The sequence below is a fragment of the Aeromonas sp. Y293-4 genome (assembly GCF_027705905.1).
Classification (GTDB): Bacteria; Pseudomonadota; Gammaproteobacteria; order Enterobacterales; family Aeromonadaceae; genus Aeromonas; species Aeromonas veronii.
In genome coordinates this window covers 299,873-325,412 of sequence record NZ_JAPDCI010000003.1, presented here as the reverse complement: position 1 = coordinate 325,412, position 25,540 = coordinate 299,873, and the positions used below count along the sequence as shown (strand labels likewise).

The following is a 25,540-nucleotide window of genomic DNA, read 5'->3' as shown; positions in this document are numbered from 1 at the left end:
TGTCACCAGCCAGCGGTCAACTCAGTCAACGGTCAATTATGTCTCTACGGATCTTGCATCACCTTCTGCTCCCCCTCTGTGCACTCTCTGCGCTGCTCCCCTTTGGCAGCCAGGCGCTGACTATCGGAACGGGCCCGCTCAATGGGGTCTACTACCCGACCGGTGGCGCCATCTGCCGAGTGCTCAATGCCGGCCATGCCCTGCATGGGGACAGCTGCACCGTGCAGAGCACCCGTGGCTCGATGGCCAACCTCAAGGCACTCGACAAGGGGGACGTACAGCTGGCGCTGGTGCAGTCCGATGTGTTGCACCACGCCCTGCACGGCACCGGCCCCTTCAGCGGGCAGGGAGCCAACAATGAGCTGCGCAGCCTGTTTCGCCTCTATCAGGAGTCGCTGACCCTGCTGGCCGCCCCTGACAGCGGCATCACCACTCTGGCGGATATCGAGGGGAAACGGGTCTACCCGGGCAACAAGGGCGCCGGTGAGCAGATCACCAGCCAGGCCCTGATGGCAGCCATGGGATGGCAACCCGGGCAGTTTGCTGCCTATCAGCTCAAGTCGGAGAGCGAACCGCTGGAAGGGCTGTGCGATGGCTCGCTGGATGCCGCTTTTGTGGTAGCCGGTCACCCCAGTCTGGCGGTCGGCGATCTGATCAGCCGCTGCAAGGTGCGCCTCATCCCCATCGAAGGGGAGCAGATCGACACGCTGCTCAAACAACACCCCTACTACCAGCGCAGCCGTATCGCTGCCAACCTCTATCCGGGGCAGACCACCGCCATCAACAATATCGGGATGAGCGCCGAACTGGTGGCGCTGGCCAGCCTGCCGGACCCCATCGTCCGAACCGTGCGCGATACCCTGCTGGCCCGGGTCAAACAGTTCAGTCGGCTGCATCCCGCCCTGAGCAAGGTGACGCCCGCGCAGTTGCAGGCGCAAACCGAGCTGCCCCTCCATGCGGGGATGTCGGATCAACCGCCAGCTCCCTTGTCACTGACCCCCGAGCAGTTAACCGCGGAACAGCTGACGCCGGAGCTGTTAACACCAGCGCCATCGGCCTCGGAGGCGGTGCCCACGACAGAGCAGGTGAGTGCCGCAGTGGCGACAGAAGCCACAGAGGTTAATTCCTTGCCCGAAGAGGCGCTTGAGGTCGCCCCCGAGCTCACTGCACCAACCACCGAGGATGAGAGCGTGGCCCCTTCGGCCGCAGCGTCAACGGCTCCATCACCATCGGCTGCCGTTTCGACTCAGTTGCCACAGAGCGTCTCTGCGGCCACTACGCCGCAAGAGCAGGCAGCCGAGCCGGCCAGCAGCGCAGTGACTGGCGAAACCCCACCGCAGGATAAAACCGATACACTGCCCTCCCCTGCCACCAGCGCAGCCACACCGCCACAGCACTGAGTGGTCAGCACCCACAAACGCATCAGGGCAGCCTCGGCTGCCCTGATTATTGATATGCGCTCGACAGTGGCGAAGTCGATTGGCCTGCTCACCTTGCCGCCCCGCTACGGCTCCATCACCCGGGTCAGATAGGGGTTGGGCTTCTGGATCTCCTCCTCCACCCAGTGCAGCAACTGCTTGATGGCCCGCGATAACACCTGATTCTGGCGCACCACGTAGCCCAGACTGGTACCGGGAAAGTCGCCGAGGCTGGTGACCGGCGCGGTGAGGTTGAGGCGCGGATGCAGGGAGAAGTCCGGCACGATGGCGACACCAAAGCCCGCCTCGGCCCAATCGAGCTGGGCGTCCACGCTGCCTACCTCCATGATGCGGCAGGGGGGCAAGGCCAGCAGCGGCAGGGACGGGTCGATCAGCGCCCGGGTGCGGGTGTCGTGACCGAGCAGGATCAGGGTCGGCTCGTCGAGGGGATCGCTCTCTCCCGCCACCGCCCGCGCCTGCCAGCGGGCAAGGCCGTGGCCCAGGGCGCACCAGGTTACCTGTTGCAGCTCGGTATAGAAGAGCGGTTCGCTGCGCTTTTGCGCCATGACAAAACCCAGATCCGCCTTGCCCGCCTTGACCAGCTCGGCGGCCTGATCCGAAGTGGTGTTGAACAGAGTGAGGTCGATGCCGGGGAACTCCCGCTTGAAGCGCTGGAACGGCTGGATAAGCAGCAGGCGGGAGATAATGTCGCTGGCGGCGATGGCCAGCGTCCCCTGACTCAGCTGGTTGAGGGCATTGAGATCGGACTGGCAGAGCTGCAACTCGGCGATGGTGCGCTCGGCGCTTTGCAGTAGCCGCTCCCCCGCCTGCGTCAGGCGAAACGGACTGCGCTCGATCAGCCGCACCCGGGTCGCCTGCTCCAGCCGTTTGATATGCAGGCTGACATTGGGTTGGGTCATGTGCAGCTCGGTGGCGGTCTGACCAAAATGTTGCAATCGGGCCAGAGTGACAAAGGTTTGCAGCCAGTGAATATCCAGCATAAGAGTCCCTCAACCCGCGAGGTGCGGGGCTTGTCAGGCAAAATCGAGCAGTTTGCCGCTTAATTGGCCATAATTATATGGTTCTCTTATCGGAATTATAAAGATAATTAATTTTTCTAATCCGCATCAGGCTCCTAGGATGGACGCCTAACGTCTTAGGAGAAAGAGTCATGTCGTCTATCGTAGTCGTAGGTGCTAACTGGGGTGATGAAGGCAAAGGCCGCATCGTGGATTATCTGGCAGGTCAAGCTGGCGCCAGCATTCGCTTCCAGGGCGGCAACAACGCTGGCCACACCGTGGTCAACGACCTTGGCACCTTCAAGCTGCACCAGGTTCCGAGTGGCGTATTCAACCCGGATTGCCTGGTTGTCCTCGGCCCGGGCATGGTGATCAGCCCCGAGAAACTGACCGTCGAGCTCGAGGAAGTCAAAGCCTCCGGCGTGACTCCGAAGCTGGCCATCTCTGACCGCGCAACCCTGTGCCTGCCGCTGCACGCACTGGAAGATACCCTTGAAGAGCAACGTCTGGGTGACGGCGCCTATGGCTCCACCCGTCAGGGCATCGCTCCTGCCTACGGCGATCGCGTGATGAAGAAAGCGATCCTGGTTGGCTGGCTGAAACAGCCGGACGTGCTGGTCGAGCGCATCCAGTTCATGCTGGACTGGAAACTACCGCAGATGAAGGCTATCTACCCCTCCTTCGAATTCACCCAGACTGCCCAGGAAATGGCCGACTGGCTGCTGGAAGTCTCTGCACCGTGGATCGACGCCGTGTGCAACGTCAGCATGCCGCTGAAAGCGCTGCAGGCAGAAGGCAAGACCCTGCTGTTCGAAGCGCAGTTGGGCGCTGGCCGTGACCTGATCTACGGCGAATACCCCTGGGTAACCTCCTCCCACGTATCCGGCGCCTACGCCGGTATCGGTGGCGGTCTGCCGGGTCTGCGCCCGGAGCGCGTCATCGCTGTGGCCAAGGCATTCAGCTCCTCTGTCGGTACCGGCACTCTGCTGACCGCCATGGAGAACCAGGACGAGTTCCGCAAGATCACCAACGAGTTCGGTGCCACCACCGGCCGTCCCCGTGATGTCGGTTACTTCGACGCGGTCGCCACCAAGAACGGTGTCGAGCTGCAAGCCGCCACCGAAGTGGCCCTGACCAAGCTGGACTGCCTGACCGGTCTGCCGGATCTGAAGATCTGCGTGGCCTACGAAGGTGCCCACACCGAGAACCCGATTTGGCCGCAAACTGCCGCCCTGAAGCCGGTTTACGAGCAGATGGAAAGCTGGAGCGAAGACATCACCGGCTGCCGCACCTTCGAAGAGCTGCCGCGCGCTGCCCAGCAGTACGTGCTGCGTATCGAAGAGCTGCTCGGCGTACCGGTTCCGATGGTTTCCGTCGGCCCGGGCCGTGACGAGATGATCCTGCGCTAAGCCGCACTTCTCATCGTCAAACAAAAAACCGGCATCCCTGATGCCGGTTTTTTTATGGCTGCCGTTTACCTTCTTGCCATAAAAACACCAAAAGGCTCAATTAACTCACTAATCGACCTCACTTTGAGTCGTTCTGCAACAAAATCCTGTCCCACCCTCGCTAAAGTGAACCCGTTACCACACGAGGAGTCACCCGATGAAATTGCTCAAACAGAGTGCCCTGTTGCCACTGCTCTGCCTGACGGCCATGCCAGCCTTTGCCATGACCCTGAAGAGCACGGACATTCACGAAGGCCAGTTGATGGACAAACAGTTCAGCTTCAACGGCTTTGGCTGCAGCGGCGACAACCACTCGCCCCAACTTAGCTGGCAGGATCTGCCGGCAGGCACCAAGAGTGTTGCCATCACCGCCTATGACCCCGATGCCCCTACCGGCAGCGGTTGGTGGCACTGGCTGGTGGTTAACCTGCCTGCCACCCAGAGCGAGCTGGCCAGCAATGCCTCCGGCAAGCTCAAGCAGGGATTGGAGATCCGCACCGACTTTGGCAGCCAGGGTTACGGCGGCCCCTGCCCGCCCGCAGGTCACGGCATGCACCGCTATCAGTTCACCGCCTGGGCCCTGCCCCATGATCTCGAGGTGAAGGCTGATACCCCGCCCGCTATGGTAGGCTACATGCTCAACAGCATGGCGCTCGGCAAAGCCACCCTGACCGCCACCTTCGTCACCCCCTAGGAGCCAACCGGATGAGCACTCCCCTGCTGCAACAGAGCCACTATCTCGGGATCCGCCAGCAGCCCCTGCACCGGGTGCTCATCTACGCCCCGACCCTCATCTGGGTCACCCAGGGGAGCAAGCAACTGTGGTGGCGCGAGCGACGTCTGTCGTTTGACAGGGAGCGGTGGCTGCTGATCCCGGCAGGCCACCTGCTCACTTTCGTCAATCAGCCGGAGCAGGGCAAGTTTCGCTCCCACGCCATCACGCTGCTCACCCCGCCGCCACCAGAATGGCTGGCCGAGTCAGCCCCTTCCCACGCCGATCTGGAGGAACCCGCCGTCAAAGTCACCCCCGGGCTCGCCTTCTGCTTTGAACTCATCAGCACCATGGCCGAACGGGGACTGAGCGAAGCGACCCAGGCCGAACTGCTGCGCGGCTTCTATGCCGAACTGCGGGCCGCCAACGCCCTCGGATTGCTCTTTCCCGCCAGCACCATGACCCTCGCAGAGCGGCTGGCACGCTACCTGGCGGTGGAACCCGGAATCGACCACACCCTGGAGGCGGTGGCCCCCCACTTCTCCATGAGCCGCGCCTCCATGGTGCGCAAGCTGGCCGCCGAAGGTCGCAGCTTTCGCCAGTTGCTGGCTCAGGTGCGCATGAGCCACGCCCTCAACCTGTTGCAACAGGGCCTGACCCCGCTGGAGGTCGCCCTCGCCTGCGGTTATGACTCCCCCAGCCGCTTTGCCGCCCGCTTCAAACAGGAGTTCGGCCTGACGCCTCACCAATACCTGCACACCTGCCCTGCCAGATTGGCGAGCAACGACAAGTAAAACATTACTTAAAACCAATCTAATGTAACCTGATGTAACCCAGTGATCTCGCTCACATTGCCGCCTCTTCAGAGTGTGATCTCGCGCCAGCGCCCCCTTTCTCCTTGCCATACAATGGCTACCGAACACCTTTTCACTAAAAATAAGCGTAAAAAATCTTCCTTTTAACCTACATAAACGGAATTGGAGCGAGAAATGTTTCGTAAAACTTTACTCTCGGTAGCCCTAGGCACCGCCCTGTTCGGACTGACCGCCTGCAACGATAACCAGACAAAGAGCAGCACAGTCGCCAAACCGGAGCAGGCCATCCAGTACAAGGACGTGATCGACCGTCGGGGAACTCCGACCCAATTCCGCGACTTTGACAGCTACTCCAACCTCAAATACAACCCGCTGCTCGATCTGGGGGCATGGCACGGTTTCCTGCTGCCTGCCAGCGACAAGGAGTGGGGGGGCTTTACCGGCCCCATGGTCATCTCGGAGGAGTACAGCCTCTTCTTTGCCAGCGAGCTGGACAAGCTCACCCTGAGCGATGCGAGCGGCCGCCCGTTCCCGCTCACCAGCGCCCGCAAGCAGGAGGTGTACGCCATTCCCGGTGCGCTGGTGCAACGCTTCGAGTTCGAGCCCTTCACGCTGGAGCTGGAGCTGCGTTATGGCGATGCCCGCACCGCCCTTATCCGCACCCGACTCATCAACCAGACCGATACCCCGCTCACCCTCAACCTCAACTGGCAGGGCGAATTGCTCAATCAATGGGATGCCAAGGATACGATTGCCAGCAAATATCCAGACTGGACCCGCACCATCAGCGAGAGCGACAAAGGAATCGAATTCCAGTTCGGCAAACTGCGCAGCACCTGGAACATCATGCAGAGCGGCAGCGCCCGCTATCGCATCGACCGCACCCTGCCAAGTCGCACCACCCTCGACCAGAAGACACTGGGCTACCAAAGCGACGCCAGCATTACCCTGGCCGCCAAGGGAAGCGAAGATATCTACACCCTGCAGAGCTATCTCCACTCCGCAGATGACGCCAGCCGCCATCAGCAGAGCCGTCAAGCCCTGCTGGCCAACCCGGCCAGCTATTTTGCCGACTCCATCCGCCGCTGGGAGAGCTACCTTGCCAACGGTCTCTCCAATCAGGGTATCCCCGAGTCGGAGCGCCGCATCGCCGTCAAGGCGATGGAGACCCTCAATGGCAACTGGCGCTCCCCGGCTGGCGCCATCCTCCACGACGGGGTAACCCCCTCCAATACCGCCCGCTGGTTCGACGGCGTCTGGGCTTGGGACAGCTGGAAGCACGCCTATGCCATGGCGCACTTCAACCCTGAGGTGGCCAAGAACAACGTGCGCGCCATGTATGACTATCAGGTGCAGCCGGATGACCCGGTTCGACCGCAAGATGCGGGCATGGTGATCGACGCCGTCTTCTACAACAAGCTGGCGGATCGCGGTGGCGATGGCGGCAACTGGAACGAGCGCGACACCAAGCCGCCCCTCTCCGCCTGGGCTATCTGGGAAATCTACAGCGCCACCAAGGACAAGGCCTTTATCGCCGAGATGTATCCCAAGCTGCAGGCCTACCACGACTGGTGGTACCGCGCGCGGGACAACAACCGCAACGGTATCATCGAATATGGCGCCACCAAGCATGTGGAGCACAACGACGAGTACGGCAATATCACCTTCAAGGTGCAGTACTCCAACGGTATTCCCGCCGGGCTGGATCTCTCCAGCTGTACCAGTGAGGGGGATGGCTGGTATGCCTGCGCCGGTATGCCGCTCTATCAACAGGTGTTGAACGTGGGCGGTTACAGCGACATGGATATCGGTGCCCAGCACGGCGCCGGTTGGGAGTCCGGCATGGACAACGCCGCCCGCTTCGGCTTTATCGAACCGGGCCAGCTGCAACGCTATGCCGACAAGATTTATGGCGGAGATTTGGCCAAGGCACGTCAGGACTGGAACGTCGCCTTCTTTGAAAACCATCAGGACAATGGCGATTTGATCGGCTTCTCCATCGATCAGGAGTCAGTGGAGCTCAACGCCTTCCTCGCCAAGGAGAAACGCATTCTGGCCGACATGGCCGACCTGCTTGGCAAGCCAAACGACGCGAGCCGCTACCGCGATGGCGCGACCCAGCTGGCTGGTTACATCAATAGCTGCATGTTCGATGAGGCGTCAGGCTTCTATTACGATCGTCAGATTGCTCAGGGGGATGTGGCTGACGGCAACGGCTGCGTCGGCAAATTGCTGACCGCTCGCGGCCGTGGTCCGGAAGGGTGGAGCCCGCTCTGGGCAGAGGTCGCAGACAAGGAGAAAGCGGCGCGGGTGCGTGAGGTGATGCTCAACGCCCAGGAGTTCAACACAAAGATTCCGCTGGGCACAGCCGCACTCACCAACCCGGCCTACGACCCCAATATCTACTGGCGCGGCCGGGTATGGCTCGATCAGTTCTACTTCGGGGTGAAGGGGCTGGAGAACTACGGCTACCGCAGCGATGCCGAGGCTCTGGTCAACAAGCTGTTCAACAACGCAGAGGGCTTGGCGGGCAGCGGCCCCATCCGCGAAAACTACAATCCGGAGACCGGCGCCATGCAGGGGGCAAGCAACTTCAGCTGGAGCTCGGCCCACCTCTATATGCTCTATCGCAACTTCCTGAAACCACAGGCGTAAGCTTGCTCCACCATGCAAAAGGCCTCCGGATGGAGGCCTTTCTGTTTTCACTCTAGTTGCACTCACACAATACCCGCCACGCGGCGGGTACGGGCTAGTCTTAGCCGGTCGTGAGTGGCAGAGAGAGGCGTTTGGCCAGTGCCTGGAAGTGCTGGCTCACCTCGGCCCCGAACAGGGGGTCGCCAATGGCGCGGTTCTGCCAGTTTTGCTCCAGATGACGCCAGTCATCCTCGGTCAGGGAGTCACGCAGATGGGGGAAGATCACCCCCTCTTCATAGTTCATGTGTGCCTCTTGCAGCTCCACGAAGCGCTCCAGCTTGGTGGTGAACTGATCGAGGGGGATCACAGCATCCATCAGGATCATCTCCACCATCTCCTTGAGATCGGCCCCGGCCTCCAGCAGCTTGACGTGCTCCTCCTGCAGGCGGTTGGCGACCTCACCCTCCACCACCCGATATTTCAGGTAGTAGTCATAGATGAGGTCTTCCTTGGGATGGTGGTACTTGTCAGAGACCTCCCGCAGGTAGTCGATGACATCGCGCACCAGAAAATAGCTGATGGGCTCTTCGGCACGAATGGCTGCCAGCTTGTGCTTGAGCAGCTCCAAAAGTCGGGCGATGTTGAGATGGTCCTTGTGCAGACTGGATAACATGGGCACTCCTTGGCTCTGAATTAATCTTATGTCCCTGAGTATACGGTCATTTGTCGCCCGAACTTTGCACTCAATCAAGTGGGATGCAGACAGATTTCCACTCTATCGGACTCTTGCCCTGTTGTTCCAGCAAGCGATTGGTCTCGCTAAAGTGGCCGCAACCGATGAAACCGCGGTGGGCAGAGAGTGGGCTCGGGTGCGGCGCGGTCAGCACATAGTGGCGCTGGCGGTCGATGAAACGTCCCTTCTTCTGGGCGTGGGCACCCCACAGCAGGAACACCACACCCTGACAACTGGCATTGATCTGCTCGATGACCCGATCGGTAAAGGTCTCCCATCCCAGATGGGCGTGAGAATGGGCCTGACCGGCCTGCACCGTCAGCACAGTGTTGAGCAGCAGGACCCCCTGTTTGGCCCAGGATTCGAGAAAGCCGTGATTGGGTGTGACGAAACCTGGCAGGTCACGCTGCATCTCTTTATAGATGTTGACCAGTGAGGGGGGCGTACGCACGCCGGGCAGAACGGAGAAGCAGAGCCCATGCGCCTGATTGGGGCCGTGGTAGGGGTCCTGGCCCAGGATCACCACCTTGACCTGATCCAGCTCGGTCAGCTTGAAGGCATTGAACACATCGGTGGCTGGCGGATAGATCACCTTGCCCGCTTCCCGCTCGGCTCTGACAGTTGCCAGCGTACTCTTGAAATAGTCCTGCTCTTTCTCAGAGCCAATCACATCACTCCAGGTCAGCACCCCGGCCTCCTCACTTGATACGGCGAATGGCTCAGGATAGGGGGCCAGCCCGCAAGACGCAACCGTGGCTCACGCTTTCCAGAGCCTGGCGAGCCGCCCCGAGCGCTCCAGCTTGCGCAGGCCGGTATTGAACAGCAGCATCAGACGGCGCGCCTCGGGATCGGCCTTGCGCATCAGCAAGTATCCCGGTTGCGACCAGATGGGGTCGGCGGCACCGGTCAGTGACAGCGATTGGGGATGACGAACGAGCGCCTGCTGGAACAGAGTCTGTGCCACCTGCTCATCCATCACCAGATAGTGGATCCGTCCGTCAAGCAGCTTGCCCATGCTCTCCTCATCGGAATCTGACCACTCGAGGGTGAGCCCGGCTTGGCGGGCGGCAAAACCATCGCCATAGAAGTAGCCACGGGTCACCCCGACCGGCTCGTGTTTCAGCTCACCCAGATTGACCGCGGGCGTACCGGTCAGCGTCATCAAGCGGGTGGTGAAATGGCCGAGCGAGGCGGAGAGATAGAAAAGCTGCTCCCGTTCGCGGGAGCGAAACCAGGGCATGGTGACCACATAGCGCCCTTCCAGAGTCAGTCGGTAAGCCTCGGCCCAGGAATAGAAGTGAAAGCTGACATCGAGCCCCTCTTCGGCAAAGGCCTGGCGCACCACCTCACAGAGAAAGCCCTGATTGGGCAGCGCCTCACTGATATAGGGCGGCCACTCGCCCACAGCAATACGCACCGTCTCGGCCCGCACCGCAACACTGCTTGCCCAGCAACAGAACAGGACCAGCCATGCCCACTTTCGCCACCCATTATTCACCCGGCACTCTCCTCGCTTTTTTGCTGAGTGTAGCCAACCCCTCAATTAACCTCAGAAAAAGCCGAAAAGATGTAGTTAAATTACTAGATTAACGAGATAAAAGATGCATAATTTGGATATCTTACAAAATCAGAAAAATGACCTATTTTTGATTCAACTCAAGAATTTAATCCCATTGAAATGGCGCTTTGTCGGATTTTCTTGATCTAGATCAATTTTGGTAATATTACCACCGTGGTATATATGACACCATCAAAGAAAAGGTGTAAGGCAAGGGCCCTTTAAGTCATCGCCATCGACGGTAGCTTAAATACATCAGGGTAATTTCCTTACAGTTGGATTCGCGTTCCCATTGAGGAGTCATACCATGATCAAAGGCATTCAAATCACCCAGGCCGCCAACACCGCTCTGCTGAACTCTTTCTGGCTGCTGGACGAAGAGAAGCAACAAGCTCGCTGCATCTGCGTCAAAGGCGATGCTTTCGCTGCCGATCAAGAAGTGCAACTGGCTGACCTGGGTCAGTTCGAATACCGCGAACTGCCGGTTCAGGCTGAGCCTGCTGTTGAAGGTGGCCAGCACCTGAACGTCAACGTGCTGCGTCGCGAAACTCTGGAAGATGCTATCGAAAACCCGGAGAAGTACCCGCAGCTGACCATCCGTGTATCTGGCTACGCAGTGCGTTTCAACGCCCTGACCCCGGAACAGCAGCGTGACGTGGTTACCCGTACTTTCACCCAGAGCCTGTAATCAACGCCCTGCAGTGAAGAGCTGATACTTGCGGTATCAGCACAAAAAAAACGGCCGATTGGCCGTTTTTTTATTGCCCCCGCACCAGCCAACACGGCCGTGCGGGGGAAACAGCGCTTACGCCCTGTCCGCTTCCAGTTGCCCGACCTTGCCGCCGAGCACTGCATCCATTTTCTTCTCGTCCAGCTGCTTGCAGTATTTGGCGACCACCACGGTGGCAACCCCGTTACCAATCAGGTTGGTCAACGCCCGCGCTTCGGACATAAAGCGGTCGATCCCCAGGATCAGCGCCAAACCAGCCAGTGGCAGATGGCCCACCGCCGAAATGGTCGCTGCCAGCACGATAAAGCCACTACCAGTCACCCCCGCCGCCCCTTTCGAGGAGATCAGCAGTACCACCAGCAGGGTGATCTGTTGGAACAGATCCAGCGGCGTATTGGTAGCCTGGGCGATAAAAATCGCCGCCATGGTCAGATAGATGGAGGTGCCATCCAGGTTAAAGGAGTACCCGGTCGGAATGACCAGCCCCACCACCGATTTCTGGCAACCCAGCTTCTCCATCTTGTCCAGCATCCGCGGCAGTACCGACTCGGAAGAGGAGGTCCCCAGCACGATCAGCAACTCCTCGCGAATGTAGGAGATGAAACGCAGGATGCTGAAGCCTGAGGCTTTGGCGATGCTGCCCAGCACAATGAAGATAAAGAAGAGGCAGGTGAGATAGAAGCAGGCAATAAGCTGGCCCAGCTGTACCAGTGAACCTACTCCATATTTGCCGATGGTAAATGCCATTGCCCCGAATGCACCGACCGGCGCCAGTCTCATTATCATATTGATAATGCCAAATATGACTTTGGAGAAACTGTCGATGACGCCGAAAATAATCTGTCCCTTTTCACCGATATGATGCAGGGAGAAACCGAACAGCACCGCAAACAGTAACACCTGCAAGATATTACCGCTGGCAAAGGCACCGATCACACTGCCCGGAATAATATCCAGCAAAAAGGCGATAATGCCCTGGGACTTGGCCTGCTCCGCATAGGCGGAGATGGCGCTGGCATCCAGCGCAGCCGGATCGACGTTCATACCGGCACCCGGTTGCAGCAGGTTGACCACACACAGCCCGATGATCAAGGCGATAGTGCTGACCACCTCGAAGTAGAGCAGAGCAATGGCGCCGGTCTTGCCGACCGCCTTCATACTCTCCATCCCGGCAATGCCGGTAACCACGGTACAGAAAATAACGGGGGCGATGATCATCTTGATCAATTTGACGAAGCCATCACCGAGGGGCTTCATATCGGCGCCCAGTTCCGGATAGACATGCCCCAGAAATACCCCGAGGGTAATCGCGAGCAATACCTGAAAATAGAGGCTGCTAAATAGTTTCTTTCGCATTATTAACGTCCTGTTAATTTAATTGCACATTGTTATGGCAGCAATAAACATGCAGATAGCCGGACGAGATATCTGCGTACCTCACCCGATCCATGCTGTTTCTGCATTACTACGGGGACCACTTTACATGTAATAAAAAACAATTAAGAGACATTAATCACACAACAAAATTAACACCATTAACACCACAGCAACCAACAATTATTTGCTCACAGATTAATTTGAGTCTTCAACTAAATATGGCAGATATAAAAATACCCCGCATTGCGGGGCATTTTCATCAGGCATGACAGCGTCGGGATCAGGCCGAGGTATCGAGAGGTTCGAAGCCCTTGATCAGGTCATCAATGGCCTTCATCTGTTTGAGGAAGCCTTCCAGCTTCTCCAGCGGCAAGGCACTCGGGCCATCGCAGCGGGCAATTTTCGGATCCGGGTGGGATTCGATAAAGAGACCGGCCAGACCGACCGCCATGCCGGCGCGCGCCAGTTCGGTCACCTGTTCGCGACGACCACCGGAGGCGGCACCCAGCGGATCACGGCACTGCAGGGAGTGGGTCACGTCAAAGATCACCGGATAGCCACCGGTGCTCTTCTTCATCACGCCCAGGCCCAGCATGTCCACCACCAGGTTGTCGTAGCCGAAATTGGCACCGCGCTCGCAGAGGATCAGCTGATCGTTGCCGCACTCCTCGAACTTGTCGGTGATGTTCTTCATCTGGCTTGGGCTGAGGAACTGCGGCTTCTTGATGTTGATAACGTTGCCGGTGCGGGCCATGGCTTCCACCAGATCGGTCTGGCGCGCCAGGAAGGCGGGCAGCTGGATAACGTCCACCACCTCGGCGACCGGCTTGGCCTGATGGGGTTCGTGCAGATCGGAGATGACCGGCATGCCGAAGGTCGCTTTCAGCTCCTGGAAAATCTTCATCCCCTCTTCCAGACCCGGACCGCGGTAGGAGTGGATGGAAGAGCGGTTGGCCTTGTCCCAGCTCGCCTTGAAGACAAACGGGATGCCCAGCTTGCTGGTCACTTCCACGTACTTCTCGCACACCGCCATCGCCATGTCGCGGGATTCCAGCACGTTCATGCCGCCAAACAGCACGAACGGTTTGTCGTTGGCTACGTCGATCTGGTTGATCTTGATATTCTTCTGTTCCATCTAAGACTTCCTTAATGAAGGGGCCTGAAGCCAAGTTACTCCGTTGCAGCCGAGCGCTGCGGCCTTGATATTCTTCTGTTTCAACTCCAAGACATCCTTAATAAAAGGGCCTGAAGCCAAGTTACTCCGTTGCGACCGGACGCAGCGGCCTTGATATTCTTCTGTTTAAGTTTCAAGCCGCCCTTAATGGAGGGGCTTGGGGCTCAGATCCAGCGCGGCCAGCTGTACTTTCAGCACATCGGCGACCGGATCGTCCGGGCATTGTTCAATAAAATATTCAAAATCGTCGGCGGCCTGGCGCGGGCAATCGAGCTGCTCGTAGATAAAGCCGCGATCCCGCGTCTCCAGCGGATCGCCGGGCTTCATCCGCAGCAACAACTCGCTGCAACGCAGTGCCTCGGGCATGCGGTCTTCCCGCAGCAAGGCCCCCTTGCTGACATTGAGCAGCCGTTCGATGATCTCCCACTGGCCGGAGGGCTGCAGGTAGTCGGGGGTCAGGGTCGCCAAGTCCCCCAACGCACCGCGCAGCAGCAGCTCGATGCGGGCCAGACTCAGCTCGTCGCCGGTAAAGGGGTCGACATAGACCTCCCCCTCGCCACCGGCAAAGCTCACCAGGAAGTGGCCGGGGAAGCAGATCCCCTCCACATCGAGCCCAAGCTTGCGCCCCAGCTGGATGATGAGAATGCCGAGGCTGACCGGGATCCCCTTGCGCTGCACCAGCACCTGATTGAGGTCACAGTTGTTGGCAGAGAAATAGTCCTGCCAGTCGCCATGAAAACCGAGGCTGTGGTAGAAGCCCTGCAGCAACTGCTGGCGCACCTCGTCGCAGGTGCCCTCTTCGATCTGCTCATCCAGCCACTCGTCCAGCAGGTTCAACTCGCGGATCCCCTCCTCGACCGAGCCATAAATTTCGTCACTGACTGACAACGCCAGCTCGGTGATGTCGTGGGCTTCGAAATCGGTCCATTCGTCTATGTGTAACATTCTCTTCATGCCTTAGCCGAACACACTCGTCTGTTTGAGCACTGCCAACTTGGCAATAAAGTAGATCCAGCCGAGCGCCCCCAGAAAGGAGCACCAGCGCACCAGATTGCTTTTGGCCAACCGCAGCGCCATCGCCGCCAGAAATACCAGCACCAGAATGGCCATCAGCTTCTCGCTGAGCCAGGGCGTTCCGTTATTGAGCGGGTTGAGATCCAGCACCATACAGAGCAATACGCCGGAGAGCACCACCAGACCGTTGAGCCAACCGCTGACCTTCATCACCGGCGCGCTATAGGCTCGGCCAGTGGCGGTCTGTACCCAGTAGAAGCGGAGCATAAACATCAGCACGGCCCCGGCTATCAGGGTGAGGTGCAGGTGTTTGAGCACAAAAACCATATTCAATCCTTGCATGGGGGCGCACAGGCAACCCGCCGTGTAACAGTAAGGGGCTGTCAGCGCAGCGGGCAGAGGCCCAGCGTCACCCTGTCGTTATCCCCGTAATCGCGCACCGTGGCTACCTCGCGGTAACCGCCATCGCGCAGCAACTGACGCACCGCCTCCCCCTGATCCCAGCCATGCTCCAGCAGCAACCAGCCATCGGCCAACAGATAAGCGGGGGCATGGGCCACGATGTGGCGGATATCAGCCAGCCCGGCGTCATCGGCAACCAGCGCCGAGCGGGGCTCAAAGCGCACGTCACCCTGCTCGAGATGGGGATCGGCGCCATCAATATAGGGGGGATTGGAGACAATCACCGCAAAACGTGGCGTTTCGTCGCGATCCGGCTCGCCAAGGGGCTCGAACCAGCTGCCATCGCGCACCTCGATGGGTAACCCCAGCGCGGCGCTGTTCTCGCGAGCCAGCGCCGCAGCATCCGCCATCCGATCCACCGCCCACACATCGATTTCGGGCCGCTCGGACTTGAGCGCCAGCGCGATGGCGCCGGTGCCGGTGCCGAGATCCAGCACGACGCAAGGACCTTGCGGGATTCTGGTCAGCGCCTGCTCGACCAGCACCTCGGTATCGGGGCGCGGGATCAGGGTCGCCGGGCTCACTTTCAGCGGCAGCGACCAAAACTCCCGCTCGCCAACGAGATGGGCGATGGGTTCGCCGTTGAGACGACGAGCCAGCCACCCCTGCAGAGTGGCCTGCTGGGCGGCATCCAGCTCACGCTCGGGCCAGGTCATCAGATAGCTGCGACGACACCCGAGCAGATGGCAGAGCAGTACATCGGCGTCGGCGCGGGGGGATTCTCCCCCAGCCAGCACGGTCATGATATGGGCGCGGGCCTGCTGGATCTGCATCAGTGCCACTCCACCTTATGGGCAGAACACTTAATGCGAGCTTGCCGGATCACCATTTGCATCAGTTGTTCTCGGCCAGCGAGGCGAGCTGATCGGCCTGATACTCCTGCACCAGCGGTGTGATGACGCAGTCCAGATCCCCTTCCAAAATTTCGGAGAGGCGATAGAGGGTCAGGTTGATGCGGTGCTCGGAGAGGCGACCCTGCGGGTAGTTGTAGGTGCGAATGCGCTCGGAGCGATCGCCGGAGCCCACCAGATTGCGGCGGGTGCTCTGCTCGGCGGCGCGGTGGCGCTCATCCTCGGCCGCTTGCAGACGGGCGGAGAGCACCGACATCGCCTTGGCGCGGTTCTTGTGCTGAGAGCGCTCATCCTGACACTCCACCACCAGACCGGTCGGCAGGTGGGTGATGCGGATGGCCGAGTCGGTCTTGTTGACGTGCTGACCACCGGCACCGGAGGCGCGGAAGGTATCGATCTTCAAGTCGGAAGGGTTGATCTCGATCTGCTCGGCTTCCGGCACTTCCGGCAGCACGGCGACGGTACAGGCGGAGGTGTGCACACGGCCTTGGGATTCGGTCTCCGGCACCCGCTGTACCCGGTGACCACCGGATTCAAACTTGAGACGGCCATAGACGCGCTCGCCGTCGATCTTGGCGATCACCTCCTTGTAGCCACCGTATTCACCGTCATTGCAGCTGACGATGGAGACGCGCCAGCCCTGACGCTCGGCAAACCGTGAATACATGCGGAACAGGTCACCGGCAAAGATGGCCGCTTCGTCGCCACCGGCACCGGCGCGGATCTCCAGATAGCAGTTGTTGTCATCCTTGGGATCCTTGGGCAGCAACATCAGTTGCAGCTCCTGCTCCAGCGCCTCCAGATTGGCCTTGGCGAGCGGCAGCTCCTCCTGCGCCATCTCGCGCAGGTCGGCATCATCCTCCTCCAGCATCATCTGGGTGGTATCCAGATCATCCTGCGCCTGACGGTAACGCTGGAAGGCGTGAACGATATCTTCCAGCTGGGCATATTCGCGGGTCAGGGCGCGGTAGCGATCCTGATCCGAGACCACATCCGGCTCGCCGAGCATGGCCTGTACTTCTTCGTGGCGCTCGATGAGGCCTTCCAGCTTTCTGATCAGTGACGGATTCATAACTCTTGCATTCTCAATGGAGGACGGGACAACCGGCAGGTTGCCCGAAAATTATGGCTCTTGTGACAACCCCAGCGCCTGCCGCAAGCGGGAGAGCTCGCTCTGATCCCCCTGGGAGGCAGCCTGGCGCAACGCCTGGGTCGGCGCGTGGATCAATTTGTTGGTGAGGCGATGGGCCATCGCCTTGAGCGCCTGTTCGGCACTCTCGCCCTGCGCCAATGCCAGCAGGGCCCGTTGCAACTCTTCATCAGCCACTTGCTGGGACTGATGGCGGTAATCGCGAATGAGGTCGACCGAGCTCTGGCCGCGATACCAGCCCATAAACTCGTCGCGCTCTTCCTGCACGATCACTTCCGCCTGTGCGGCAGCCCGTTTACGGGTTTCGAGGTTCTGCTCGATGATCCCCTGCAAATCATCCACCGTGTAGAGATAGGCATCGGAGAGCTCATCGACTTCGGCTTCGATGTCGCGCGGCACGGCAATATCCACCAGAAACATGGGCTTGAAGCGGCGGGCCTTCAGCGCGCGCTCCACCATCCCCTTGCCGATGATGGGCAGTGGACTGGCGGTCGAGCTGATGACAATATCCGCCTCGTGCAGATAGTCGGGGATCTCTTCGAGCGTCATCACCTGGGCACCGAATTCGGCCGCCAGGGTCTGGGCACGCTGCAGGGTGCGGTTAGCCACCATCATCTTGGTGACGTTCTGCTCGCGCAGATGACGGGCCACCAGTTCAATGGTTTCGCCAGCACCGACCAGCAGTACCTTGGTCTGGGAGAGATCGGAGAAGATCCGCCGACCCAGACTGACGGCGGCAAAGGCCACCGACACGGCACTGGCGCCAATCTCGGTATCGGTACGCACTCTTTTCGCCACCGAGAAGGATTTCTGGAACAGCCGCTCCAGCGCCCCCTTCACCGACTCCGCCTGCTGGGCATGGGCGTAGGATTGCTTGATCTGCCCCAGGATCTGCGGCTCCCCCAACACCAGCGAGTCGAGCCCGCACGCCACTCGCATCAGGTGGCGCACCGCCTCTTCATCGTGATGCTGATAGATGGCAGTGACCAGTTCGGCCGCGTCCAGCCCGTGGAACTGCTGCAGCCAGCGCAGCACTTGCTCCTGCCGCGCCTCCTCCAGATTGCAATAGAGTTCGGTCCGGTTGCAGGTGGAGACGATCACCGCCTCGCTGACACCGGGTTGGCTCACCAGCTCACGCAAGGCGCGATCGATGCAGTCCGGGCCAAAGGCGACCCGTTCCCGCAAGGCGACACTGGCGGTGTTGTGGTTGATTCCGAGGGCAAGCAAACTCATGAGTGGGCGACGATCATTTCATACGCTGGGTGCAAAGGCTGCCAATTGTACGAGAAAGGGTAAGTCTTTAAAAGCAATACGGCCGCCCCGTATACTGTGGCAAATTCCTCTCTCTGGAGCCGTCTCTTGCTGCTACGTATTTTTACCCTCACCTGCCTGCTGTTGCTGGCCGGTTGTGCCACCACCCAGCCCCAGCGTGACCAGGTGAACTGGAACCAGGAGCGGACCCGTCTCGAGCAGCTGACCCACTGGCAGCTATCCGGCAAGATGGCCATCATCACGCCACAGCAAAAGGGCAGCGCCCGTCTCAACTGGCAACAGGATGGGGAGGATTATCGCCTCAACCTCACCAGCCTGATCGGCACCAGCATTCTGGAGCTCTCCCGCAGCAAGGGAGAGATCACCCTGCTCGACAGCGACGGCAATCGCCACCAGAGCCAGGATGCCGAAGCGCTCATCTATCAACTGACCGGCTGGAATATTCCGGTTGCGGGATTGCCAGAGTGGATCAAGGGGCTGCCGGGTCAGGCGGAGTTTGAACTCAACCCCGACAGCAGTCTGGCCAGCGTGCGTGACGGCCAGTGGCAGATCGTCTATGGCGATTATCGGGATCAGGATGGCTACCGCCTGCCGCACCAGCTGACCATGACAGGCCAGAACAGCCGCCTCAAGCTTCAGATCAACCAATGGACTCTTGCACGTTAATGGCTTCCACACGCTGGCCGGCACCGGCCAAACTCAACCTGTTTCTACACGTCAATGGCCGTCGTCCCGATGGTTATCACGAGCTGCAGACCCTGTTTATCTTCCTCAACCACAGCGACTGGCTCGAGTTTGAGGTGATACCGAATAGCGACACACTCACCCTGAGCCCGGCCATTCCCGGGGTGCCGGATGAGCAGAATCTGATTATTCGGGCGGCACGCCTGCTGCAAGCAACCCTGCCGAGCCCGCAAGGTGCCCATATCCGGCTGGAAAAAGTGCTTCCCATGGGGGGCGGTATTGGCGGCGGTTCGTCCGATGCAGCGACCACGCTGGTAGCGCTTAACCACCTCTGGCAAGCGGGTTTGAGTGAAGATGAACTGGCAGCGCTTGGCGTCCAGCTGGGGGCCGATGTGCCGGTGTTTGTCCGTGGCAAGGCGGCCTTTGCCGAAGGGGTGGGCGAGCGGCTGCAACCGGTCGAACTGCCCGATGCCTGGTATCTGGTGCTCAAGCCAGATTGCCATGTAGCGACCGCAGCCGTATTCCAGGATCCGGACCTGCCGAGAGCCACGCCAAAAATGGCGCTGGACAACTTGCTGGAAGGCGAGTGGAAAAACGATTGCGAATCACTGGTGAAAAAGCGCCACCCCGAGGTTGCCAATGCGCTCGGCTGGTTGCTAGAATACGCGCCGTCAAGAATGACGGGCACAGGAGCCTGCGTCTTTGCTCAATTTGAAGACGAAGTGACTGCTCGGGAAGTGTTGGCCTGCGTGCCGAAGGGACTTGATGGGTTTGTCGCCAAGGGCGAGAACATATCACCTCTCTTCTCCACATTGCAACAGTTCAAATGATTGGGGTATCGCCAAGCGGTAAGGCAGCGGGTTTTGATCTCGCCATTCCTAGGTTCGAATCCTAGTACCCCAGCCAATTTTACCGAACGGTATTGATGATGATTAACGTGGCCGGTTTTGCACTCGGCCACGGATTCGGGTTACCGGTATCATCACAATCATTGGGCAGCAGACACCTTGTACGTTATCTTGATAAATCGTTTGCCCCAAAACGATAGGGTCTGATTTCAGACTCCCCCACATACTGGATGCAACCCCGAGGTTTCAAACCGTGCCTGACATGAAGCTGTTTGCTGGTAACGCAACGCCGGAACTAGCCCAGAAGATCGCAGATCGCCTGTTTATCAAACTCGGCAATGCTGCCGTAGGTCGCTTTAGCGACGGCGAGATCAGCGTACAGATCAATGAGAATGTACGTGGTGGCGATATCTTCATCATTCAATCCACCTGTGCCCCGACCAACGACAATTTGATGGAATTGATCGTCATGGTGGATGCTCTGCGTCGTGCTTCAGCTGGCCGTATCACTGCCGTTATCCCCTACTTTGGTTATGCCCGTCAGGACCGCCGCGTCCGCTCCGCCCGTGTACCCATCACCGCCAAGGTTGTCGCTGACTTCCTCTCCAGCGTCGGTGTGGATCGCGTGCTGACCGTTGACCTGCATGCCGAGCAAATTCAAGGTTTCTTCGACGTTCCGGTAGACAACGTGTTCGGTAGCCCGGTGCTGCTGGAAGACATGAAGTCCAAGAACCTCGAGTCTCCTGTCGTTGTCTCCCCGGACATCGGTGGCGTCGTGCGTGCCCGCGCCATCGCCAAGCTGCTGGATGACACCGACATCGCCATCATCGACAAGCGCCGTCCCCGCCCGAACGTCTCCCAGGTCATGCATCTGATTGGTGACGTTGCCGGCCGCGACTGCATCATCGTTGATGACATGATCGACACCGGCGGCACCCTGTGCAAAGCCGCAGAGGCCCTGAAAGAGCGCGGTGCCAAGCGTGTATTCGCTTACGCTACCCACCCGGTCTTCTCCGGTTCCGCCGTCGAGAACATCAAGAACTCCGTGATCGATGAACTGATCATCACCGACTCCATCCCGCTCACTGCGGAGATGAAAGCGGTTGGCAAGGTCAAGCAGCTGACTCTGTCAACTGTACTGGCCGAAGCCATTCGTCGCATCAGCAACGAAGAGTCCATCTCTGCCATGTTTGAGCATTGATAGATTCAGCAATAACGAAAACCGCCATCAGGCGGTTTTCGTCTTTCTGGACCTTCTCTTTCCAACTTTCTGCTATCTGGTACGACCCTGCCCCCGGCAGGCTTAAGGATTTACCCATGAATTGCTTGCGTCCCCTCCTGCTCGCGACCCTTACCTCCGCCCTGTTCGCCTGTCAGCCCGCCAAAGAGAACCCGCCCTTCGTGCTGACCCTGGCTCACATGAACGACACCCACTCCCAGTTTGATCCGGTCAATGCCGAGATCAAAGGGCAGATCTTTGCCCAGCAGGGGGAGACGGACACCCTCTATACCCGCTTTGGCGGTTATCCGCGCCTGCTGACCATGGCGAAAGCCTATCAGGCCGATGCGCTGGCCAAGAACCAACCCTTGCTGCTGCTGCACGGCGGCGATGCCTGGCAGGGCAGTGGCTACTTCAAACTCAACGAGGGGATGGCCAACGCCGAGTTGCTGAGCCAGTTCGGCCTCGATGCCATGGCGCTGGGCAACCACGAGTTCGATCTGGATAACCAGAAGCTAGCCCGCTTCATCGAGGGGGTCAACTTCCCGGTGCTGGCCGCCAACCTCGACACCAAGGCCGATCCGGCCCTCAGCAAGGCTGACAACCTCAAGCCCTTCGTGGTCTACGCCTTTGACGGCAACCAGAAGAGCCCGGTCACCGATCTCGACAACCTGCCGCAAGGCAAACAGCTGGTCGCTGTCATCGGTCTGGTGCTGGAAGACATGGGCAATATCGCCCCCAATGTCGGCAAGCTGCGCTTTGGCAAGGAGGTCGCCTCGGCTCAGGCCACGGTCGACATGCTGCAAGCCAAGGGGATCCACCAGATCGTGGCGCTGACCCACATCGGCAACGAGCGGGATCTGGCGCTGGCCGCCAAGGTAAACGGCCTCGATGCCATCGTCGGCGGCCACTCCCACAGCCTGCTCGGCGATTTTCGCAATATCGGCTGGGGCAAGACCGGCGACTACGCCAAGCTGGTGACCAATCCGGATGGCATCGGCAAAACCTGCGTGGTGCAGGCAGGCTCCTACGCCCAAGCCATCGGTCTGGCACAGGTGACCTTTGACAGCCAGGGTCAGGTGACCGACTGCCAGGGCCACAACAGCCTGCTGGCCAGCCGCGATTTCTTCGCCGATGCGGCGCGCAAGCAAGCACTCGACGAGACCCGCAGCAAAGAGGCAAGCCAGTTTGTCGACAACCAGCCCAATCTGGTGACCGTGGATGAAGATCCGCGCCTGCGCGGCATCATCGACAGCCACTACAAACCGGCGCTGGAGAAAGCTTATGGCCCAGTGATCGGCACCATCCCCGAGCAGCTGCAAAATGCCCGTCGTCCCGGTGACAACGGCAGCGACAGCCACGGCTCAGATGTAGCGCCGCTGGTTGCCGAAGGGGAGTTCTACTGGGCCAATACCCCAGCAGTGCAAGCCCTGACCGGCGGCCCGGTCGATTTTTCTCTGGTTGCGGTGGGCGGCGTGCGCGCCGACCTGCCTGCTGGCGAATGGCGTGAGGGGGATAGTGCCCTCACCCTGCTGCCGTTCAAGAACCAGCTCTCGGTGCTGACCCTGACTGGCGCTGAGGTGCGCACCCTCTTGACCGAGACCATCACCGCCACCCTGCCCGCCAGCGCCCATGCCGGCAAGTTCCCCTATGGCGGCCACCTGCGTTACACCTTCCAGGAGACCGACGCAGGCAAGGCGGGCACCCTGACCCAATTGCAGCGCAAGACCGCAAGCGGCGAATGGCAGGATCTGGTGGATAGTCAGCGCTATCGGGTGTTGATGAACGCCTACAGCGCCAACGGCAACGATGGCTGGCAGGCACTGGCCAATGCCCAGCGCCACCAGAGCGAGCGGGTCGACATCGCCAGCGTCAATGGCAAGTTGACCGCCTTCCCGGTGTTGAAGGTGGCACAAAACGGTGAACTGCTGAGCGCCGTCTATGCCCCGGGCCAGGCCCTCGATTGCAAGGCCAGCGGCGTGGATTGCGGCACTGATGCAGCCTCTTTCGTGGAGTATGTGCGCGATGCCCGTCCCACCCTGACCGCTCTGGATGAAGAGACCGTCACCCTGCTGCGTGCCAAATAACGACGGTAGTCAACCGGGCACAACCCATCGGCAAGCTGAAACGGGCCTCATGCAAGAGGCCCGTTTGCCCACCGTTAGCCACCCATTGGCCGCAATAATGCTGCAAATCCCGCCATAACATGCGCATTGGTTGAGTGATCGCCACTCGGCGGCTAGAATATTGCGTCCTATTGCCCTGGGTAGTGTGCCCACGGCAGCTGCGAGTGAAGACATCAAGCGTGACAAGCGAAATCAAACTGATCGTCGGACTGGGCAACCCCGGCCCGGAATATGCCAAGACCCGCCACAATGCGGGCGCCTGGTATGTGGAGCAACTGGCCCGCTGGCACAATGTCAGCCTGCGTGAAGAACCCAAGTTCTTCGGCCATACTGCCCGCATCCTGGTCGAGGGGCAGGATGTGCGGCTGCTCATCCCGAACACCTATATGAACCTCTCTGGCAAGGCGGTGGCCGCACTGGCGCGTTTTTATCAGATTGAGCCGGAAGCGATTCTGGTGGCCCATGACGAACTGGATCTGCCGCCTGGCATCGCCAAGTTCAAGCAGGGTGGTGGTCACGGTGGCCATAACGGCCTCAAGGACATCATCGCCAAGATGGGCAACAACAATAACTTCTTCCGGCTGCGTCTCGGGATCGGCCATCCCGGCAGCAAAGAGCAGGTGGCTGGCTTCGTCCTGACCAAGGCCCCCTGCAGTGAACAGAACCTGATCGACGCCGCGCTGGACGAGTCCCTTCGCGCCACCGACATCCTGTTCAAACAAGATATGACCAAGGCCATGAATCGCTTGCACAGCTTCAAGGCGGAAAAGGGTTAGGTCGGTTTGACCCTGTACGGGCATTGTGCCGGTACATGAGCAACGACCAGAACAAGCATGACATGGGCCGCCTGCGGGCGACCCCCAACAGCATCCATCAAGTAAGGTAACAATCCATGGGTTTTAAATGCGGTATCGTGGGCCTGCCCAATGTAGGCAAATCCACCCTGTTCAACGCGCTGACCAAGGCCGGTATCGAAGCCGCCAACTTCCCGTTCTGCACCATCGAGCCGAACACAGGTGTGGTGCCGATGCCGGACCCGCGCCTCGATCAGCTGGCGGCCATCATCAATCCGCAGCGCGTTGTGCCGACCACCATGGAATTCGTCGACATCGCCGGTCTGGTTGCCGGTGCCTCCAAGGGTGAAGGTCTGGGTAACCAGTTCCTGGCCAACATCCGTGAAACCGAAGCGATCGGCCACGTTGTGCGCTGCTTCGACGACGAGAACATCATTCATGTTGCCGGCAAGGTCTCTCCCGCTGACGATATCGAAGTGATCAACACCGAGCTGGCCCTGTCGGATCTGGACGCCTGCGAGCGCGCCATTCACCGTCAGTCCAAGCGCGCCAAAGGCGGCGACAAGGATGCCAAGCTGGAAGTCGAAACCCTGGAGAAGATCAAGGTCGCGCTGGAAAATGGCCAGATGATCCGCGGCATGAAGCTGGATAAAGAAGAGCTGGCCGCCGTCAGCCACCTCAACTTCCTGACCCTGAAACCCACCATGTATATCGCCAACGTGGCGGAAGATGGCTTCGAGAATAACCCCTATCTGGACAAGGTGCGTGAAATCGCCGCCGCCGAGAACGCGGTCGTGGTCGTGGTCTGCTGCGCTATCGAAGCCGACATCGCCGAACTGGACGACGAAGATCGCGCCGAGTTCATGGCTGACCTTGGCATCGAAGAGCCGGGCCTGAACCGCGTTATCCGCTCCGGTTACCAGCTGCTCAACCTGCAGACCTACTTCACCGCCGGTGTGAAAGAGGTACGCGCCTGGACTATTCCGGTCGGCGCCACTGCCCCGCAAGCGGCAGGCAAGATCCACACTGACTTTGAAAAAGGCTTTATTCGCGCCCAAACCATCGCCTTTGAAGACTTTATCAACTACAAGGGTGAGCAAGGCGCCAAGGAAGCGGGCAAGATGCGCGCTGAAGGGAAAGATTACATCGTCAAAGATGGCGATATCATGAATTTCCTGTTCAACGTCTAATCCCATGACAGGCCAGCATTTGCTGGCCTGTTTTTTGTCTGCCATTGCCCGGGCAATAATGGCAATGTCTTAAAAAAAAGCAGATTGTTGGGCTTTTGCGCAACAGAGACCAATAACTGGTCAAACGCACTCAAATTGCGTTTTTCTGGCAAAAAAAGGGTTGACGCCCCAGAGCCAGATACGCATAATTCGGCCCGCACGGTGACGAGGTAACGACTCACCGGAAGCAAGGTTGGCTATGTAGCTCAGTTGGTTAGAGCATCGCACTCATAATGCGGGGGTCACAGGTTCGAATCCCGTCATAGCCACCAT

The 25,540-nt window shown here is 59.5% G+C and carries 22 protein-coding genes, 2 tRNA genes and 1 pseudogene; 14 read left to right on the top strand and 11 right to left on the bottom strand.

Annotated elements, in window-relative coordinates; all coding sequences use genetic code 11:
* The first annotated feature begins 38 nt into the window (after positions 1–38).
* On the top strand, positions 39–1,400 hold the full coding sequence (locus OKC31_RS05445; protein WP_245133621.1) for a TAXI family TRAP transporter solute-binding subunit: 1,362 nt from the start codon (positions 39–41) through the stop codon (positions 1,398–1,400).
* Between the two features lie 104 nt (positions 1,401–1,504).
* Here the strand turns inward: OKC31_RS05445 and OKC31_RS05440 are convergent, their stop codons facing one another.
* Positions 1,505–2,419, bottom strand: coding sequence for a LysR family transcriptional regulator (locus OKC31_RS05440; protein WP_005353868.1), 915 nt, complete (start codon positions 2,417–2,419; stop codon positions 1,505–1,507).
* Positions 2,420–2,589: 170 nt separating this feature from the next.
* Between OKC31_RS05440 and OKC31_RS05435 the strand changes: the two genes are divergently transcribed.
* From OKC31_RS05435 to ygjK, 4 genes are all read left to right on the top strand, one after another.
* Complete coding sequence (locus OKC31_RS05435) at positions 2,590–3,846, top strand: adenylosuccinate synthetase (RefSeq protein ID WP_005347796.1); 1,257 nt, start codon at positions 2,590–2,592, stop codon at positions 3,844–3,846.
* A 196-nt stretch (positions 3,847–4,042) separates the two neighbouring features.
* Positions 4,043–4,579 (top strand): YbhB/YbcL family Raf kinase inhibitor-like protein, encoded by a 537-nt coding sequence (locus tag OKC31_RS05430; protein WP_005353872.1) that lies wholly within the window; start codon positions 4,043–4,045, stop codon positions 4,577–4,579.
* An 11-nt stretch (positions 4,580–4,590) separates the two neighbouring features.
* Entirely contained in the window at positions 4,591–5,391 is an 801-nt protein-coding gene (locus OKC31_RS05425) for a helix-turn-helix transcriptional regulator (RefSeq protein ID WP_219296356.1), read from the top strand.
* 195 nt (positions 5,392–5,586) lie between these two features.
* Positions 5,587–8,067: an alpha-glucosidase gene (ygjK, locus tag OKC31_RS05420; RefSeq protein ID WP_270656452.1), complete on the top strand. Its 2,481-nt coding sequence runs from the start codon at positions 5,587–5,589 to the stop codon at positions 8,065–8,067.
* Between the two features lie 100 nt (positions 8,068–8,167).
* Here the strand turns inward: ygjK and OKC31_RS05415 are convergent, their stop codons facing one another.
* The 3 genes from OKC31_RS05415 to OKC31_RS05405 form a co-directional block, all read right to left on the bottom strand.
* Complete coding sequence (locus OKC31_RS05415) at positions 8,168–8,719, bottom strand: hemerythrin domain-containing protein (RefSeq protein WP_005353878.1); 552 nt, start codon at positions 8,717–8,719, stop codon at positions 8,168–8,170.
* A gap of 70 nt (positions 8,720–8,789) precedes the next feature.
* Positions 8,790–9,467 (bottom strand): uracil-DNA glycosylase, encoded by a 678-nt coding sequence (gene ung / locus OKC31_RS05410; protein WP_005353881.1) that lies wholly within the window; start codon positions 9,465–9,467, stop codon positions 8,790–8,792.
* A 69-nt stretch (positions 9,468–9,536) separates the two neighbouring features.
* A complete protein-coding gene (locus OKC31_RS05405; RefSeq protein ID WP_270656451.1) occupies positions 9,537–10,277 on the bottom strand; it encodes a substrate-binding periplasmic protein in 741 nt (246 codons plus the stop codon).
* A 367-nt stretch (positions 10,278–10,644) separates the two neighbouring features.
* Between OKC31_RS05405 and grcA the strand changes: the two genes are divergently transcribed.
* Positions 10,645–11,025 carry an autonomous glycyl radical cofactor GrcA gene (gene grcA / locus OKC31_RS05400; protein WP_005334936.1) on the top strand — a complete coding sequence of 127 codons (381 nt, stop codon included), beginning with the start codon at positions 10,645–10,647 and terminating at the stop codon, positions 11,023–11,025.
* 117 nt (positions 11,026–11,142) lie between these two features.
* On the opposite strand, the gene OKC31_RS05395 is transcribed toward grcA, so the two are convergent.
* From OKC31_RS05395 to hemA, 7 genes are all read right to left on the bottom strand, one after another.
* Positions 11,143–12,423, bottom strand: coding sequence for a dicarboxylate/amino acid:cation symporter (locus OKC31_RS05395; RefSeq protein ID WP_058059198.1), 1,281 nt, complete (start codon positions 12,421–12,423; stop codon positions 11,143–11,145).
* A 301-nt stretch (positions 12,424–12,724) separates the two neighbouring features.
* A complete protein-coding gene (gene kdsA, locus OKC31_RS05390) occupies positions 12,725–13,579 on the bottom strand; it encodes a 3-deoxy-8-phosphooctulonate synthase (RefSeq protein ID WP_005334937.1) in 855 nt (284 codons plus the stop codon).
* Positions 13,580–13,762: 183 nt separating this feature from the next.
* Positions 13,763–14,563, bottom strand: coding sequence for a SirB1 family protein (locus OKC31_RS05385; RefSeq protein WP_005362204.1), 801 nt, complete (start codon positions 14,561–14,563; stop codon positions 13,763–13,765).
* A gap of 12 nt (positions 14,564–14,575) precedes the next feature.
* On the bottom strand, positions 14,576–14,959 hold the full coding sequence (locus tag OKC31_RS05380) for a SirB2 family protein (protein ID WP_005334939.1): 384 nt from the start codon (positions 14,957–14,959) through the stop codon (positions 14,576–14,578).
* A 56-nt stretch (positions 14,960–15,015) separates the two neighbouring features.
* A complete protein-coding gene (gene prmC / locus OKC31_RS05375) occupies positions 15,016–15,867 on the bottom strand; it encodes a peptide chain release factor N(5)-glutamine methyltransferase (protein WP_270656450.1) in 852 nt (283 codons plus the stop codon).
* Positions 15,868–15,928: 61 nt separating this feature from the next.
* Positions 15,929–17,017, bottom strand: coding sequence for a peptide chain release factor 1 (gene prfA, locus OKC31_RS05370; protein WP_005334945.1), 1,089 nt, complete (start codon positions 17,015–17,017; stop codon positions 15,929–15,931).
* A gap of 51 nt (positions 17,018–17,068) precedes the next feature.
* On the bottom strand, positions 17,069–18,328 hold the full coding sequence (gene hemA, locus OKC31_RS05365) for a glutamyl-tRNA reductase (protein ID WP_139476479.1): 1,260 nt from the start codon (positions 18,326–18,328) through the stop codon (positions 17,069–17,071).
* 126 nt (positions 18,329–18,454) lie between these two features.
* On the opposite strand from hemA, the gene lolB reads away from it, so the two are divergent.
* From lolB to OKC31_RS05325, 8 genes and pseudogenes are all read left to right on the top strand, one after another.
* A complete protein-coding gene (lolB, locus tag OKC31_RS05360) occupies positions 18,455–19,033 on the top strand; it encodes a lipoprotein insertase outer membrane protein LolB (RefSeq protein WP_005353907.1) in 579 nt (192 codons plus the stop codon).
* Positions 19,033–19,903 (top strand): annotated as a pseudogene (ispE, locus tag OKC31_RS05355) (4-(cytidine 5'-diphospho)-2-C-methyl-D-erythritol kinase). Before lolB ends, ispE begins: the two are co-directional and overlap by 1 nt.
* Positions 19,883–19,957, top strand: a tRNA-Gln gene (locus OKC31_RS05350). The pseudogene ispE and the gene OKC31_RS05350 overlap by 21 nt, the downstream one beginning before the upstream one ends.
* A 195-nt stretch (positions 19,958–20,152) precedes the next feature.
* Positions 20,153–21,100, top strand: coding sequence for a ribose-phosphate pyrophosphokinase (locus OKC31_RS05345; protein WP_005343846.1), 948 nt, complete (start codon positions 20,153–20,155; stop codon positions 21,098–21,100).
* Positions 21,101–21,216: 116 nt separating this feature from the next.
* Entirely contained in the window at positions 21,217–23,205 is a 1,989-nt protein-coding gene (locus OKC31_RS05340; RefSeq protein WP_270656449.1) for a bifunctional metallophosphatase/5'-nucleotidase, read from the top strand.
* A 218-nt stretch (positions 23,206–23,423) separates the two neighbouring features.
* Positions 23,424–24,020, top strand: a complete 597-nt coding sequence (pth, locus tag OKC31_RS05335) for an aminoacyl-tRNA hydrolase (protein WP_270656448.1) — start codon at positions 23,424–23,426, stop codon at positions 24,018–24,020.
* 116 nt (positions 24,021–24,136) lie between these two features.
* The gene (ychF, locus tag OKC31_RS05330; RefSeq protein ID WP_005334961.1) at positions 24,137–25,228 is read left to right on the top strand and encodes a redox-regulated ATPase YchF; all 1,092 of its coding nucleotides are present in this window, start codon (positions 24,137–24,139) and stop codon (positions 25,226–25,228) included.
* Between the two features lie 234 nt (positions 25,229–25,462).
* A tRNA-Met gene (locus tag OKC31_RS05325) sits at positions 25,463–25,539 on the top strand.
* Position 25,540 lies beyond the last annotated feature (1 nt).

Bases quoted from the DNA above. Each gene is read 5' to 3' on its own strand.
- OKC31_RS05385 (WP_005362204.1), bottom strand. From the start codon at position 14,563: ATGTTACACATAGACGAATGGACCGATTTCGAAGCCCACGACATCACC.
- ygjK (WP_270656452.1), top strand. From the start codon at position 5,587: ATGTTTCGTAAAACTTTACTCTCGGTAGCCCTAGGCACCGCCCTGTTC.
- OKC31_RS05425 (WP_219296356.1), top strand. From the start codon at position 4,591: ATGAGCACTCCCCTGCTGCAACAGAGCCACTATCTCGGGATCCGCCAG.
- OKC31_RS05430 (WP_005353872.1), top strand. From the start codon at position 4,043: ATGAAATTGCTCAAACAGAGTGCCCTGTTGCCACTGCTCTGCCTGACG.
- OKC31_RS05435 (WP_005347796.1), top strand. From the start codon at position 2,590: ATGTCGTCTATCGTAGTCGTAGGTGCTAACTGGGGTGATGAAGGCAAA.
- OKC31_RS05395 (WP_058059198.1), bottom strand. From the start codon at position 12,423: ATGCGAAAGAAACTATTTAGCAGCCTCTATTTTCAGGTATTGCTCGCG.
- prfA (WP_005334945.1), bottom strand. From the start codon at position 17,017: ATGAATCCGTCACTGATCAGAAAGCTGGAAGGCCTCATCGAGCGCCAC.
- OKC31_RS05440 (WP_005353868.1), bottom strand. From the start codon at position 2,419: ATGCTGGATATTCACTGGCTGCAAACCTTTGTCACTCTGGCCCGATTG.
- prmC (WP_270656450.1), bottom strand. From the start codon at position 15,867: ATGCAGATCCAGCAGGCCCGCGCCCATATCATGACCGTGCTGGCTGGG.
- OKC31_RS05340 (WP_270656449.1), top strand. From the start codon at position 21,217: ATGAATTGCTTGCGTCCCCTCCTGCTCGCGACCCTTACCTCCGCCCTG.
- OKC31_RS05415 (WP_005353878.1), bottom strand. From the start codon at position 8,719: ATGTTATCCAGTCTGCACAAGGACCATCTCAACATCGCCCGACTTTTG.
- hemA (WP_139476479.1), bottom strand. From the start codon at position 18,328: ATGAGTTTGCTTGCCCTCGGAATCAACCACAACACCGCCAGTGTCGCC.
- OKC31_RS05445 (WP_245133621.1), top strand. From the start codon at position 39: ATGTCTCTACGGATCTTGCATCACCTTCTGCTCCCCCTCTGTGCACTC.
- ychF (WP_005334961.1), top strand. From the start codon at position 24,137: ATGGGTTTTAAATGCGGTATCGTGGGCCTGCCCAATGTAGGCAAATCC.
- grcA (WP_005334936.1), top strand. From the start codon at position 10,645: ATGATCAAAGGCATTCAAATCACCCAGGCCGCCAACACCGCTCTGCTG.
- kdsA (WP_005334937.1), bottom strand. From the start codon at position 13,579: ATGGAACAGAAGAATATCAAGATCAACCAGATCGACGTAGCCAACGAC.
- OKC31_RS05380 (WP_005334939.1), bottom strand. From the start codon at position 14,959: ATGGTTTTTGTGCTCAAACACCTGCACCTCACCCTGATAGCCGGGGCC.